The organism is Paenibacillus sp. J22P15 (assembly GCF_056269345.1).
Genome location: NZ_JBWDNT010000030.1, coordinates 1 through 16,831, shown reverse-complemented (window position 1 = coordinate 16,831; position 16,831 = coordinate 1). Strand labels below are relative to the sequence as shown.

4 protein-coding genes are annotated in these 16,831 nt (G+C 43.5%); all 4 read right to left on the bottom strand.

The features are described from left to right. Positions 1-327 precede the first annotated feature (327 nt). The gene (locus AC0YN6_RS28865; protein ID WP_475751499.1) at positions 328-8,532 is read right to left on the bottom strand and encodes a discoidin domain-containing protein; all 8,205 of its coding nucleotides are present in this window, start codon (positions 8,530-8,532) and stop codon (positions 328-330) included. Positions 8,533-8,621: 89 nt separating this feature from the next. Next, entirely contained in the window at positions 8,622-10,460 is a 1,839-nt protein-coding gene (locus tag AC0YN6_RS28860) for an S-layer homology domain-containing protein (protein WP_475751497.1), read from the bottom strand. 206 nt (positions 10,461-10,666) lie between these two features. Further along, positions 10,667-14,731, bottom strand: a complete 4,065-nt coding sequence (locus AC0YN6_RS28855) for a GDSL-type esterase/lipase family protein (protein WP_475751495.1) — start codon at positions 14,729-14,731, stop codon at positions 10,667-10,669. A gap of 89 nt (positions 14,732-14,820) precedes the next feature. Beyond that, positions 14,821-16,831, bottom strand: a 2,011-nt coding sequence (locus tag AC0YN6_RS28850) for an S-layer homology domain-containing protein (RefSeq protein WP_475751493.1), incomplete at its 5' end; no start/stop codon positions are given.

The following is a 16,831-nucleotide window of genomic DNA, read 5'->3' as shown; positions in this document are numbered from 1 at the left end:
TTAATATTTCTTGAATACTCCAAACTATCTTTCATCCTAGTTTCTTCATTTAGTAATAGCTACTACTCTAGTTGCTGTCGCATTTGGATCGAATAAAAAAACTTTTGATGATCTTCTGAGATATTCTCATGTTGCGTAAAGGAAGCTCCCCATGTGTCATCCCCGTTATGCATTTCAATCACCTTACCGCTTTCACGGTTCTTCAATTGAAAGTAGCATTCATCAATGCAAAATACATAATTTAATTACCTTTAAATATATTGGAAATAAGTCTTTGTAATGTAACTGCACCTGATCCAGTGTAGAGATCAGGCACAGTATTAACATCTATTTATTAGTAAAATTCAAATATTGCAATGCATTTTTCAGAACGACTACTGCTTCAGCACGAGTAGTCAGATCCTTAGGAGCAAAGGTTGTTGCTGTTTTTCCATTAATCAGTCCTTTTTCTGCCGCTACCGCAACTGCACTTTGAGCATAGGATGAGATTTGAGCCTGATCTGCAAAGGAAGGCTCACCTGCTCCCATACTTGCCGCTCCTTGTACAAACTGAATTGCATTCATCATCATCACGACCATTTGCTCTCTCGTAATGCGTGCCTCAGGAGCAAATCTGTCGTTGCCTACTCCTTGAACAAATCCATACTGTACCGCTGCGCTCACATCTGCTGCATACCAGCTGCTTGCTGCTACGTCAGTAAATGCTTGATCCGATCCTTTGCTCGACAGACCTAAGCTTCTCACGAGCAAGGACGCAAATTCTGCACGCGTCACTTGACCATTGGGATCAAATGTCGTTTCTGTTTTCCCTTTCACAATCAGCTTAGATGCCAGTGCTTCTACTGCCTGCTGCGCCCAGTGAGCCTGTAGATCTGCGAATGTTTTCTTACCTTCCAAGATCACATACAGGCCATTTTCATTATGTTGAATCGTTGATATCGTCTTGCCGTCCTTCACTGTAAATACGGCTGGAACAAAGCGAATCACGCCTGTTGCCGGATCGTATTTCACTACCGTTGCTTCATTCGAATTGCTTACTACACCATCTACGATCAGTGTGCGCTCTACATAACCTGTTGGTGTTAGCTCCGTTGTCGCTCCCTTTTCTTTCAGTTCTGCTTCATAGCTTACAACGGCACCTCTTATCCTTGTACCGCTACTAGCAAGCTTTTCTTCCAAATCTTTCTGTACTGTCGGGTCTGCTTGTCCAACGCGTACAATCACTTGTCCGTTTGGATCAAGAACTTGCCCTACCAGCTCAGAAACCGGCCATGCATAGCTTCCTAATGGACTTTTTACTTCGATGACTGCATTCGACTTACTTCTTGCCAAACGATTCACTGCTTCTGCTGGAATTACTACCTCGTAGCCTGCGTAAGAACCAGAAACCTCAATGCTCAGTACCGAGCCTGCCCCTTGCCCTGCTTGTTCAAATGCTTGAACCTTCTTCATAAAAGTTGCTGCATCCAGCTCAGCCTTCACTTTGTTCTGAGCCGCATCAACGGTAAGCTCGCCTCCTTTGGTTTCATACAGTGCTGGATTCTCTACAGACGGCTCTGTCGTACCACCGCTGTTGCCTCCACCGTTATTTCCACCGCCGTTGTTACCGCCACCACTTGTGCTTTGACCGCTAATCGTAATGACCTTGCTTCCGATTACTCCGGAACCATCTGCTGCTGTCGCTACGATTTTCACCGCACCATCCTTCACAGCTGTCAGCAAACCGTTTGCGCTTATTGTTGCTTTAGCCGTTGCTGTCGTTCCATCTGATTCATATAACGACCATGTAACCGCTTTGTTCGTTGCATTGACTGGCAATACAGTAGCTCCTAGTTGCAGTGTGCCGCCTTTTGACGTAATGGTATTGCCTGTACTTGTTACTTCAATCGACTCTACCTCTACTAGCTCTGGCGTGTCGCTTTGACCGCTAATTGTAATGACTTTGCTTCCGATTACTGCTGATCCATCTGCTGCTGTCGCTACGATTTTCACCGCACCATCCTTCACAGCTGTCAGCAAACCGCTTGCGCTAATCGTTGCTATATCCGTTGCTGTCGTTCCATCTGTTTCAAATACCGACCACGCTACAGCTTTGTTCGTTGCATTGGCTGGCAATACAGTAGCTCCTAGTTGCAGCGTGCCGCTTTTTGCAGTAATGGTATTGCCTGTACTTGTTACTTCAATCAACTCTACCTCTACTAGCTCTGGGTCTGGCGTGTCGCTTTGACCGCTAATCGTAATGACCTTGCTTCCGATTACTGCTGATCCATCTACTGCTGTCGCTACGATTTTCACCGCACCATCCTTCACAGCTGTCAGCAAACCGCTTGCGCTTATTGTTGCTTTATCCGTTGCTGTCGTTCCATCTGCTTCATATAACGACCACGTAACCGCTTTGTTCGTTGCATTCTCAGGGAGTACAGTCGCTCCTAGTTGCAGCGTGCCGCTTTTTGCCGTAATGGTATTGCCTGTACTTGTTACTTCAATCGACTCTACCTCTACTAGCTCTGGGTCTGGCGTGTCGCTTTGACCGCTAATTGTAATGACCTTGCTTCCGATTACTGCGGAACCATCTGCTGCTGTCGCTACGATTTTCACCGCACCATCCTTCACAGCTGTCAGCAAACCGCTTGCGCTTATTGTTGCTTTATCTGTTGCTGTCGTTCCATCTGCTTCATATAACGACCACGCTACAGTTTTGTTCGTTGCATTCTCAGGGAGTACAGTAGCTCCTAGTTGCAACGTGCCACCTTTGCTTGTAATAGATGCCACATTCCCTGTGCTTGTTATGGCAATCGACTCAACTTTAACTGGGTCCGGATCAGGGTTCGACGATCCAGCATAGGATGCTGCTTCGATTCGATCAATAGCTACGAAGGAATTACTTGCCTCAGAACGTTTGTCCCCTGTAACTCTTATGACGAGCTTATGCTCCACATTAGGCAAATCTTTTAATTCTAGCAGCAATTGCTGACTTAGTTTCGAAGAAGCATACATATCTACTAATATTTCCTCACCGTCGTCTATTGAAATAGCAGCAATACCTTGATTGCTATTTTTTGGACCAAATAACTGTAATTCGGAACCAGTGAAGCGAATAGTAGCAGTTGCATTCGTTTTATTAGAGTAATGAATATCTTCCATGTAAGCTCCAGACTCAGTATAGTTGTAGTCCCAATCTGAGCTATATTCAAACTCATCTGCTTCGTAACCAGTAGCATTGTCGTTAATTGTTCGATTAAAAGTTAAATAGAATCTTTGATGCTCTCCTTCCCCTGCAGTTCCTTGTACAAATTGCGTACCTTGTACTGATTTATTGTTCGGTACTTCAATTACTTTTGCGCTTTGACGATTTTTCAATTGGAAGCTGCCATCTCCCCAATCAACAACCGACCATTCATCGTTGTAAACCTCATCCTGAGTATACGTATACTGTATAATCTCAGCGCCGTCTTCCATCGCAGTATTGGAAACTGCCAGCACCTTCGAGCTGCTTCTGGAAATGATTTTGTAATAGCCAGGATCAGTTTCTACAAATGTCCATTGCTGATTGCGAGCTGTGCCTGCATTCCATTGAACAATCTTGGCACCGTCTTGATCAGAGTTTCCAGACACGTCCATACGCAATTGGTTGCTCACAACCGTCAAATGGAAAGTCTTATTGTTAAAACGATCCAAAGAGGAGTTAGGCTCAGCGCCAAACACTTCAAACTCATAAATACTTGCCCATACGCCAGGCTGCAGATCAGTCACTTGAATACGTATATATCTTGCGGACGTATTAAAGTAGTCAAATTGGATTTGCTGTTCACTTGACTTATGAGCTACTACAGACCAGTTCTCTTTGTCTTTCGAAGCCTCAATACGATAACCATATTGTGTATTATCAGCTTCCCACTTTATCTTCGTTCCTGATAAATCATAATTAGTTCCTAAATCGACCAACAACCAATGCCCTGTATTTCCGTCTGATGCGCTCCACCGACTCCACTCATCACCATCAATACTATTTTCGACCCAATTATTATGTTGATAGCTATCCGAAATTACAGACTTATTCAATGCAACGTTAGTCGGTTCACTAAAAATTTGAACTTCTCTTATTGCTGGCCGCTCATTGCCCGTACCGCCTTCAAGAGAATCCACGTTTACCCGGACATAGCGGACCGCTGTTGCTGTAAAGCTATCCTTCTTCATATCTTGTCCGGAAGCTCGTCTACCCGACACTTGCGACCATGTAACACCATCCGCAGAAACTTCAATTCTGTAGTTGTAATACATATTGTCTCTGCCCCACAGGATTTTACTGCCTTCCAGATTATAGTACGCGCCCAAGTCCACCTGCCACCAGCTAGGAGCATGTTCATCGGCTTCCCACCATGAAAGGCTATTGCCATCATTCGCTTTTGACGGTTCATTGCCGCTAAGCGAGTTGCTAGCAGTTACCTGTTTATTCAGTGCAACGTTTACTAATGAAGGGAATTGTTCTGCGTTGTTCTGAAACGGAGCAACTCCAAACACCTTAAACTCATAAAATCCAATTGCATCATTTTCCGCACCGGTTATTGTAATCCGCGCATAGCGTGCATTAGCAGCAAGCTTATCGCGTTGCTTATCCACGATGCTAATATTGTCTGTTTTGTCCAATATTGTCGTCCAGTTCACTCCATCGTCAGACACATCAATTTTGTACTGATCGAATGAAGTATGATCCCTCCACACAATTTCAGATCCGGTAATATTATAGGAGCTTCCCAAATCAACTTGCCACCATGCTTGAGATTCGTTAGCATCTGCTTCCCAATATGTTGCTTCACTTCCATCATTGCCACTTGATCCTGGATGCTCGCTTCCCTCTCCACTTGTCGTTACAGTCTTGTTTAATGCTATATTTTCGCCTACAAATTTATTTTCTTGCGTATCACTTCCGCCTGGCACAAACACGCTTTGACTTGGAATACTACTAATCTCAGCACTACCCGCAAGCAAGCCATCAGCTGTCGCAGTTAGTTCCAAAACTCCTGGCGTACGTGTGGATTGTACAATCGCTGCCGCAACGCCACCTTCTACTGCAACAGGGTTTGCATACGTACGTGTTTCTCCGTTGCCAATGATTCCGACCTCACCTTTTACACTTAGTGAAACGGAAAAGGCATTGGTTGGAACAATATTGTCGTCAGCATCTCGCACTGTAATATATGCGGTGACGAGATCAGAGCCATCGGCTTCCAAATCTATACCTTTCGTATCATATTCCACAGATAGATGATGCGGTTCTCCTGGTGTGCCTACAGTATGTGTATCTACGACAACACCGTTGATTAGCCCATCTGCTCTTAGTGTTCCTGCTTCCCATGGTACATTCTCAAATGTAAATGTAGGATGTGCCACATGATTCAATCCACTATCCGGATCCTGAGTGGCAATGAGCCTATCATTCAAATACAGCTTAATTTGATCAGCATTGCTTGACACCATCACATCTTTTGGAGATGTTGGCGTCCAATAATTCGCAATAAATACCATTGGTCCAGAATCGATCCCATTTAACTCAATGTTAGGATCGCGTTGGCTTTGGAAAAAATAATAGTTGAATTTTGGATATCGATCCAAGTCTACCAGCCCTGTATAAGCTGGATCATTGTCATAGCCTCTATTGTAGTCATTGTAGCTCCATACTACATGCCCTGCGATGCGTGGATTAGCATTAAGTCCTGCCCAATCGGCTGCCCAATCGACGATATTATCGCCATTCAACGCTTTTTGACGCAATATAGTGGAGTTGAGCATATCAATTTCGCCTATTTTTCTAGAAGAACGCAGTCCTTCAGGGCTTGATGCTTTCTCATTCCAGTCATCTCCCCACTCTCTCGTAATAAGCGGCTTCGATTGAGTGTTGATTTCCCTATAGTTCACGTCATATATTTCTTTACCCCAAAGTCCATACTCCGCCGATGTATAGATTTGGTCTCCAGGATATTCCTCATGTGTGGCGTTATGCGCATTCTGAGCATATTCAAAAGAATATGATGTTTCATTCAAGCTGGATTCCCACAAAATGATACTTGGATGGTTTCGATCTCTACGAACCATATCTCGTATCGCTTGATAGGAACGCTCTTGGAAGACCTCATCACCAAAAAACTGCCAGCCTGGCGTCGGTGCAATGACGGTCAATCCAAGCTCGTCTGCCGCATCAAGAAATGCCGGGTCCTGTGGATAGTGACCTGCTCGAACGTTGTTGAAGCCACCATCTCTCAATTGCTTAGCATCACGATATTGACCTGAATTAGGCATCGCGTTGCCTACATATAAATATTCCTGATGTCGGTTTGCCCCATACAGCAGTAATTTTTCTCCGTTAATGAAGAACCCTTCATCAGCAGTAAATTTAATCTCGCGAATCCCAATACGAGTGTTATAGGTATCTGCTACAGCAGTCCCGTCATACACAACCGTATCTACTGTGTATAGGTTAGGATGATTAGGATGCCAAAGCTTCGGATTGTTAACCTCTAACGTTTGAATAAAGGTGTAGTCTTCTCCCGCAGCGATAGTTTGTGCTTCGCTAACAAGTGTTGCAACTACTTGATTGTCACGATCAACAATCGATGTTTTAACACGTGTGTTTTTATCCGTTACATATTCGTTCATGATATTCGTTTTCACTTGGACAGTTGCTTGATCGGAGCTAACCGATGGGTATGTAACAAATATCCCGCCATCTGCTACCTTGTTAGCATATACTGCATCCGTTACATGCAACTTGTCCGTTACGTGCAGCTTAACATCTCTGTATATGCCGCCAAAATATGAAAAATCTAATTCTTTTTGCGGCTTGCCTGGAGGCGTCTGCAAGTCATCTCGATTATCTGCTTTGATAGCGATTACATTGTCCGTCCCGTCGAAATTAACGTAGTCTGTAATATCAATGGAGAATGAATTATATCCCCCATAATGTATACCGAGATATTGACCATTCACCCATATATCAGCGTTGGTCATCACGCCTTCAAATTCAACGAACAACTTCTTGCCGATATAAGTTTCATCCAGCGTTAAATGCCTCCGATACCAAGAAATGCCTTGGTAGTTTGGATTGGCGCCGCTGTTAATTTTCGGCTCCAAGCGAACACTATGGGGCAAGTTGACGCCTTCCCATCCGCTGTCGTCGAAACTAGCTGCCTCAGCTTCGCTGACATCCTCGCGGTGAAACAACCAACCCGTATTGAAATTCAGCTCCTGACGATTTGTCGGATTGTTTTGACCGCTGATCGTAATAATCTTTGAGCCAATTACTGCTGAGCCATCTGTCGCTGTTGCTACGACTGTGACTTCGCCATCCTTATCTGCAGTCAATAAGCCGCTTGCATCTATCGTCGCTTTATCTGTTAATGTCTGGCCATCAGCTTCATGGACGGTCCAGCTTACGGCTGAATTCGTGGCATTTGCAGGCAGAACTGTTGCTCCTAGCTGCAGCGTGCCTCCTTTCGTCGTAATTTCCGAAACTTCATCTTCACTACTTACGACAATCGACTCTACCAATTGATCTACCTGCAATTGATCTACTCGCGATACAAGGTCAACATAATTAAGTGTAAAATTAGTATCTGTTGCTTGTTCATTTTTAGTTCCTGTTACTCTAATTTTTAATACATGCTCTTTATTCGTCAGCATTGGGCTTTCAAAAAGCAAATGCTCAGCTGCCCACGATTCGGCATACGCATCTACGACCTCTTCAGGACCATCATCAATGGAGATCGCTATAATCCCTTGATCCATTCCTTTCCCTCCGTATAGTTTTACTTGTGAACCAGTAAACCTAAGAAGTACATCAGCCTCAGCTTCATTCGAAAAATGCCCCTCCCACCAAGAGTCCCATCCAGAGCTGTATTCGAATTGATCTTCACCCGATCCTGTCGTATCGTGATTCACCCGTCTATCAAAGGATAGGAACAACTTTTGATGATCTGATGAGCTATTCTCATTTTGCGTAAATGAGACGTCCGGTTCTGTATCTCCGTTATTTATTTCAATCACTTTGCCGCTTTCACGGTTCTGTAATTGAAAGTAGCCTTCACCTGCATCGATAACAGTCCATTCATCATTGTATGTGTCATCATCTGTATATGAATTTTGCACGATTCGCGCACCGTTATCCAATGATGCCCCATCAACTACAAGTACCTTTGAGCTGCTTTTCGAAATAATTTTATAATACCCAGATGATGTCTGTTCAAATGTCCATTGCTGGTTCAGACTGTCGCTCGCTTCCCATTGAACAATTGAAGCGCCGTCATCATTTGAGCCGCCTGCCAGATCCATATTAAGACCACTATGCTTAACCATAAGGTTAAACGTTTTTTTATCTACGTTGCCGACAACTGATGCAGGCTCATTACCTTGATCTCCCTCAAAGGCGAATGCCGTCTGATTGTTTGAGATAGGCGCTGGAAACTGTACAAATAAACTTAACGATAATGCACCGATTAACAAACGTTTCGCCAAAGATTTCACTTTAATAAAATACATATTTTAATCCCCTTTCATTATATTGGAAATAAATCACTGTAATGTAACTACACCTGATCCAGTGTAGAGATCAGGCACAGTATTAACATCTATTTATTAGTAAAATTCAAATATTTCAATGCATTTTTCAGAACGACTACTGCTTCAGCACGAGTAGTCAGATCCTTCGGAGCAAAGGTTGTTGCTGTTTTTCCATTAATCAGTCCTTTTTCTGCCGCTACCGCAACTGCACTTTGAGCATAAGATGAGATTTGAGCCTGATCTGCAAAGGAAGGCTCACCTGCTCCCATACTTGCCGCTCCTTGTACAAACTGAATCGCATTCATCATCATCAAGACCATTTGCTCTCTCGTAATGCGTGCCTCAGGAGCAAATCTGTCGTTGCCTACTCCTTGAACAAATCCATACTGTACCGCTGCGCTCACATCTGCTGCATACCAGCTGCTTGCTGCTACGTCAGTAAATGCTTGATCCGATCCTTTGCTCGACAGACCTAAGCTTCTCACGAGCAAGGACGCGAATTCTGCACGCGTTACTTGACCATTGGGATCAAATGTCGTTTCTGTTTTCCCTTTCACAATCAGCTTAGATGCCAGTGCTTCTACTGCCTGCTGCGCCCAGTGACCTTGCATATCTGCGAAGGTTTTCTTCCCTTCTACGATCACATACAGGCCATTTTCATTATGTTGAATCGTTGCTATCGTCTTGCCGTCCTTCACCGTAAATTCGGCTGGAACAAAGTGAAACTCGCCTGTTGCCGGATCGTATTTCACTACCGTTGCTTCATTCGGATTGCTTACTGCACCATCTACGATCAGTGTGCGCTCTACATATCCTGTTGGTGTTAGCTCCGTTGTCGCTCCCTTTTCTTTCAGTTCTGCTTCATAGCTAACAACTGCACCTCGTATCCTTGTACCGCTGCCAGCAAGCTTTTCTTCCAATCCTTTCAATACTGCCGGGTCTGCTTGTTCAATACGTACAATCACTTGTCCGATTGAATCAAGAACTTTCCCTACCAGCTTAGAAACCGGCCATGCATAGCTTCCTAATGAACTATTTACTTCGATGAATGCATTCGGCTTACTGCTTGCCAAACGATTCACTGCTTCTGCTGGAATCGCTATCTCGTAGCCTGCGTAAGAACCAGAAACCTCAATGCTCAGTACCGAGTCTGCGTTGTCTCCTGCTTGTTCAAATGCTTGAACCTTCTTCATAAAGGCTTCTGCATCTAGCTCAGCCTTCACTTTGTTCTGAGCCGCATCAACGGTAATCTCGCCTCCTTTGGTTTCATACAGTGCTGGATTCTCTACAGACGGCCCTGTCGTGCTGCCGCCTCCATCGCTACCTCCACCGTTGTTACCGCTGCTGTTGTTACCACCACCATTGTTACCGCTGCCGTTGTTACCACCACTATTGTTACCGCCGCCGTTGTTACCACCACTGTTAATTTCCACAACAGCCTGTGCGAGTGGGATATAGGTCGTCCAATTTCCGCTTGTTTGTCCCACTTTAATCTTGTCTAGTGTAAACGTAGCTGTGCCATTCGCTTTAGCTTTTATTTCCACTTTACCTAAAATTAGATCCCCATTTTCACCCTCTGTTTTACCTAGTTTTGTATATACAGCACGCAAATGACCATCATCCAGCAAATTTACATTTACAACTGAACTAAAGCCTTCTAAATTTGTTGTATACGAGTTTTTATCAATAGTCCAATACGAAGGATCAAATGATAGATTCAGTTCATGTGCAACCCAATCTTGTGCATTTCTCACACCAATCTCAACAGAAATCGTGTCATTAATCTTTGCTTGAGTTTTAGAGACGTTTACATAAAATTCTGGTCCCTCCGACGCAAATAGAATTGACGGCCACAAACTACATAACAATAGCGTCATTAAACTAATTGCTAGTATTTTTCTTTTCAATAGACTCAACTTCCTTTTATTGTAGTTTATATGGGTATCTGAGACGTCATCACATCTAATAAAGAGATCTGCTTGTTCTTTACCGTTATCTCTTTACGTTCATTGATCCATTGATATAATGCCGATTTACTTAGACCATATTCGTTCGTGTTATTCTCATTTTTATAAGCAGTTGTTATTCCGAGTGCCCAGTTCTCTTAATTCAATTATTCAATAAAACTTCTCGCTACGATCACAAGGTCTTCAATATCCAGCACCCCATCCCCACTAAGATCATATATTTTGACAATCTCCCAATCGGTACTGTTAATATTTTTACTATTATTCACGGCAAGTAACGCCAAATCGTCAATATTGACTTGACCGTCGCGATTTAGATCACCAATGATCGTTACCTCCGTCGGTGGTGTAACACGAATATTGATCGTGGATAGTACTGCTTGTATTTCATGGCCGTTACGATCACTGATCTGCGATTTGGTTATTGCTATACTCGCATCAATTGGCTGTGCTGTCTCCTTGGCCTTAAAGCTCAACTGTAATATTGGCGCTGTTCCCGTAACCCCCGAACTAGCTAAAATAACACGCAGCTTTCCAGGAACTATAACGCTCGGCTCATTGACAATAACGATTCCTTCTTTGATGGATTTAATCGATCCGAGTTCATACTCAAGCGCACTTGCATCGTAGCTGATTGTAATATCTTGTGTGTAAACTTCCTGTGTGCCGGTCAACCCATATTGAATATCTAAAGAGTTACCAGATTGGACAGAATCTTCGACGGCAGACAATGAGGTATTCGCAACGTTTTGAACGATAACGGCGCTCTTATTTTTTAAAATTAACTCTTTATTTTGTCCTTTCACTTTCACCTTGGTTTTCACTGTATACGTCCCTGATGGTAGCTCACTAAAACGAATTACTCCGTTCATATCGCGCGATTCCTTAGTGATTATTTCATGATCGTCTGTAGTAATCATCACAGAAACGCGCTCAACTGCAATAGCCCCTCCAGCTATACTAACTATTGAAGGCAGATCTACTGACAAAGTGCCATTCTTCACTGTCACTTTAGGCGAAGAGTTTAATGTCTCTACAACTGGTGCAACACTATATCGCAGATTCGAAATATAGCTGTTTGGATCATATAAACCAAGTGTATTAAAAATAACCGCCGCCATGTGCGTTCCACCAATATGGTTTGGATGAATATCATCGCCTAACCATACGTTTTTAATTTCCGACTGATCTTTCTCCGCTTCTGTCCAATACTTGTAATGATCGACCAACAATTCATTTTTCTCAGATGCCACTTTACGAATCACTTCAACATAAGCCGGCAGAGTCGCTGAACGCGGTGCTGATTCTTTAACTGTATTGATCGTTTGCAAAATCGGAATTGCGCCAATCTCTCGCACTTTGTCAATCAGATTTTTCAGATTAGTTTCAAATTGATCGATTGGCACCCAATAGTTGTTACTATCATTCATCCCCATCGCAATAAATACGACATCTGGATTATTGATCGCAACCCATCGATCAAAATTATCCAACAATTGCTGTGTATTCCTGCCCGATACTCCTGTATTGAGAACGATATCATTCGCTCTGGCAGGATTATCCGATGCCATCTCGCCCTTTACTCGCTCACCAAATAGCTCGACATACGATTTGTGTCCATTATTATAGTGAATTCCATGAGTGATACTATCACCTGTGAACAACCAATTTATGGGCTTGCTACCGTTAATAAGTGCTTGAAGCTCGTCTGGAACCACTACCTGATCAGTCTTGGTGGAATTGATATACGTATCATTTACTTTTATATATTTATTTTCGCCGTACAGCTTGGCTTTCACTGATAACACATATGATTTTCCGGCAGTCAAGTCTCCAATCGTCACGATACCTGTTAAATTTTGAGTCTCCCGAATTACTTGTTCATCATCAGCACGCAGCGTCACGACGACCTTCTCTATATTTGACATACCGTGCAGGGTTGTTTCGATATCGATGACTACTGCGCTGTCACCCAACTTCATGAACGCAATGTCCTTATCGACCGATTGCTGAAGTGGCTCTCTTATATCTGCCGGGAAACCGTTCAGATCCCAAGTTGCCCCGCTTCCACCAACACCGAACGTTGTCATCAGCTCTTTGGACAACTGTAAATGACCCAATTCATTTGGCAATGTACCGTCAGAGATTGTTAACAAAGAACGATCAGTCATGGCTTTCCATGTTTCAAAATGGTTAATTAGTACAACGCTTTCCTCAGATGCAACTTGCTCCACAACTTCTTTATACGGAAGTAATTTAGATACAATCGCTTCATCATTCGGATAAATCGGTGTCTGCAATACAGGTACGACGCCTAAGTCTCTAAGCTTGCTGATGATCGATTTTACATTCGACTTAAATGTGCTTAGCGGTATATTCTGATTCGCATCTTCCTTACCTAACAAAACAAAAGCTACTTGCGACTTAAAATCTATGACTCGTCTAGATAATTCAGTCAATAATTCTGCAGAAGTCATTCCTACCTTTTGTGTATTAAATATATAGTTTTCCTGAGTAGGCGTAGCTTCACCACGGACCCTTTCTTCAAAATGCTGGATAAAGTTACGGTAACCTTCAGGCTGTCCTGGTGCATACGTCATATTTTCACCTGTAAAAATAAAGGTAGGTGGAATTAAGAATGCTCGTAGATATTCCTTGATATTGATTAGATCCAAATCTGCTAATAACCGAGTAGGACGCAAGATGAATAATTTTTCGAGATCGAAAGTCATGCTGTTGCTTGTGTTATTGATTACACGGAAATATCTTGCATTTATAGAAGAATCACCATCCGTCACCGGCCACCATTGTGAGCCAGTGACGGAAGACTCTAGTACGACATCCGTATTAGTTGCATTAAACTCGACTTGTGCGATCTCTGTAATCGCAGGCAGCTTTAAACCAATGTATTGCCACGGTCCCAGCGTGATATTGTTGACATTGTTTAATTCAGATGATATTTCAGAAGAAAAAACGTCTGTATTTTGCAGTGCGTTAACATTCGTATACACAACCGCTTTTCCGCTTTGACCGTTTACAGTAAACTCCCTAATAGCTGTCCATAAGTCAGATTTTACTTTTGGAATCCCCGCGTATGTTACACGATATCGCACATATTGGGCTTCTAGATTAAGACTTTTTTCTGTGATTTTGAAGCCAGATCGCTCTGTGCCGATAGATGTCCAAGTCTGATTATCAAGTGAATACTCTAGCATCCCTTTCTGAAAAATATCATGGTCCGCATTATGTCGGCCCTGTGTAATGGAAATCTCATTTATACTAACAACTTTGCCAAGATCCAACCCATACCAGTCACCAATAACTTGAACTCTATTAATGTAGCTTGCGGTGCTGATATCCCCATCGTTCATCAAACTAAAGTCTTCGCCTGAGTAGGAACTGATCGGCGATGGGTTGATATAATCTGCAGCCAAAGTCGATGCAGGTAGAATGGTTGCTTCCCCTTGGGTTGTAATCTCCGAAACTTCACCTTCACTGCTTACCGTAATCGACTCTACTAATCTATCTACTCGCGATATAAGATCAACATAATTAAGTGTAAAAAAAGTATCGCTTGCTTGTTCATTTTTGGTTCCTGTTACTCTAATTCGCAATACATGCTCTTGATTCGTCAGCATTGGACTTTCAAAAAGCAACTGCTGTTCTTCTCGTGATGGAGCATATGTATCAATTAAGACTTCAGGATCGTCGTCAATGGAGATCGCTACAATCCCATGATTAGTGTCTTTCGTCCCATATAATTTAAATTGCGAGCCAGTAAACCTTAGAAGCGCATCAGCATCAGTCTGATTGGAATAATGATTCCCCCCCCATGACTCCCACCCTGAGCTGTATTCGAATTGGTCTTCACCTGCATCGATAACAGACCATTCATCATTGTATGTGTCACCATCTGTATATGAATTTTGCACGATTTGCGCACCATCTTCCGATGATGAAGCGCCATCATTATTTGAGCCGCCTGCCAGATCCATATTAAGACCACTTTGCTTTACCATAAGGTTAAACGTTTTCTGATCAAACAAGTCTACGTTGCCGACAACTGATGCAGGCTCATTACCTTGATCTCCCTCAAAGGCGAATGCCGTCTGATTGTTTGAGATAGGCGCTGGAAACTGTACAAATAAACTTAACGATAATGCACCGATTAACAAACGTTTCGCCAAAGATTTCTTTTTATTAAAATACATATTTTAATCTCCTTTCAATATATTGGAAATAACTCACTGTAATGTAACTGCACCTGATCCAGTGTAGAGATCAGGCGCAGTATTAACATCTATTTATTGATAAAATTTAAGTATTGCAATGCATTTTTCAGAACGACTACTGCTTCAGCACGAGTAGTCAGATCCTTCGGCGCAAAGCTTGTTGCTGTTTTTCCATTAATCAGTCCTTTTTCTGCCGCTACCGCAACTGCACTTTCAGCATAAGATGAGATTTGAGCCTGATCTACAAAGGAAGGCTCACCTGCTCCCATACTTGCCGCTCCTTGTACAAACTGAATCGCATTCATCATCATCACGACCATTTGCTCTCTCGTAATGCGTGCCTCAGGAGCAAATCTGTCGTTACCTACGCCTTGAACAAATCCATACTGTACCGCTGCGCTCACATCTGCTGCATACCAGCTGCTTGCTGCTACGTCAGTAAATGCTTGATCTGAACCTTTACTCGACAGACCTAAGCTTCTCACGAGCAAAGACGCAAATTCTGCACGCGTCACTTGACCTTTAGGATCAAATGTCGATTCTGTTTTCCCTTTCACAATCAGCTTAGATGCCAGTGCTTCTACTGCCTGCTGCGCCCAGTGACCTTGCATATCTGCGAAGGTTTTCTTCCCTTCTACGATCACATACAGGCCGTTTTCGTTATGTTGGATCGTTGCTATCGTCTTGCCGGCCTTCACTGTAAATACAGCTGGAACAAAGCAAAGCTCGCCTGTTGCCGGATCGTATTTCACTACCGTTGCTTCATTCGGATGGCTTACTGCACCATCTACGATCAGTGTGCGCTCTACATAACCTGTTGGTGTTAGCTCCGTTGTCGCTCCCTTTTCTTTCAGTTCTGCTTCATAGCTAACAACTGCACCTCGTATCCTTGTACCGCTACTAGCAATCTTTTCTTCCAAACCTTTCTGTACTGCCGGGTCTGCTTGTTCAACGCGTACAATCACTTGACCGTTTGGATCAAGGACTTTCCCTCCCAGCTCAGAAACCGGCCATGCATAGCTTCCTAATGGACTATTTACTTCGATGAATGCATTCGGCTTACTGCTTGCCAAATGATTCATTGCTTCTGCTGGAATTACTACCTCGTAGCCTGCGTAAGAACCAGAAACCTCAATGCTCAGTACCGAGCCTGCCCCTTGCCCTGCTTGTTCAAATGCTTGAACCTTCTTCATAAAGGCTTCTGCATCCAGCTCAGCCTTCACTTTGTTCTGAGCCGCATCAACGGTAAGCTCGCTTCCATTGGTTTCATACAGTGCTGGATTCTCTACAGACGGCTCTGTCGTACCACCGCTGTTGCCTCCACCGTTATTTCCACCGCCGTTGTTACCGCCACCACTTGTGCTTTGACCGCTAATCGTAATGACCTTGCTTCCGATTACTCCGGAACCATCTGCTGCTGTCGCTACGACTTTCACCGCACCATCCTTCACAGCTGTCAACAAACCGCTTGCGCTTATTGTTGCTTTATCTGTTGCTGTCGTTCCATCTGCTTCATATAACGACCACGTTACAGCTTTATTAGTTGCATTGGCTGGCAATATAGTAGCTCCTAGTTGCAGTGTGCCACCTTTTGCCGATATTGTGTCAACGTTACTTGTGACTGCAATTGATTCAACCGTCACAGGGTCTGGGTCAGGCGTGTCGCTTTGACCGCTAATCGTAATGACCTTGCTTCCGATTACTGCTGATCCATCTGCTGCTGTCGCTACGATTTTCACCGCACCATCCTTCACAGCTGTCAGCAAACCGCTTGCGCTTATTGTTGCTTTATCCGTTGCCGTCGTTCCATCTGCTTCATATAACGACCACGTTACAGCTTTGTTCGTTGCATTCTCAGGGAGTACAGTAGCTCCTAGTTGTAGCGTGCCGCCTTTTGCCGATATTGTGTCGACTGTACTTGTTACTGCAATTGATTCAACCGTCACAGGGTCTGGATCTGGCGTGTCACTTTGACCGCTAATTGTAATGACCTTGCTTCCGATTACTGCGGAACCATCTGCTGCTGTTGCTACGATTTTCACCGCACCATCCTTCACAGCTGTCAGCAAACCGCTTGCG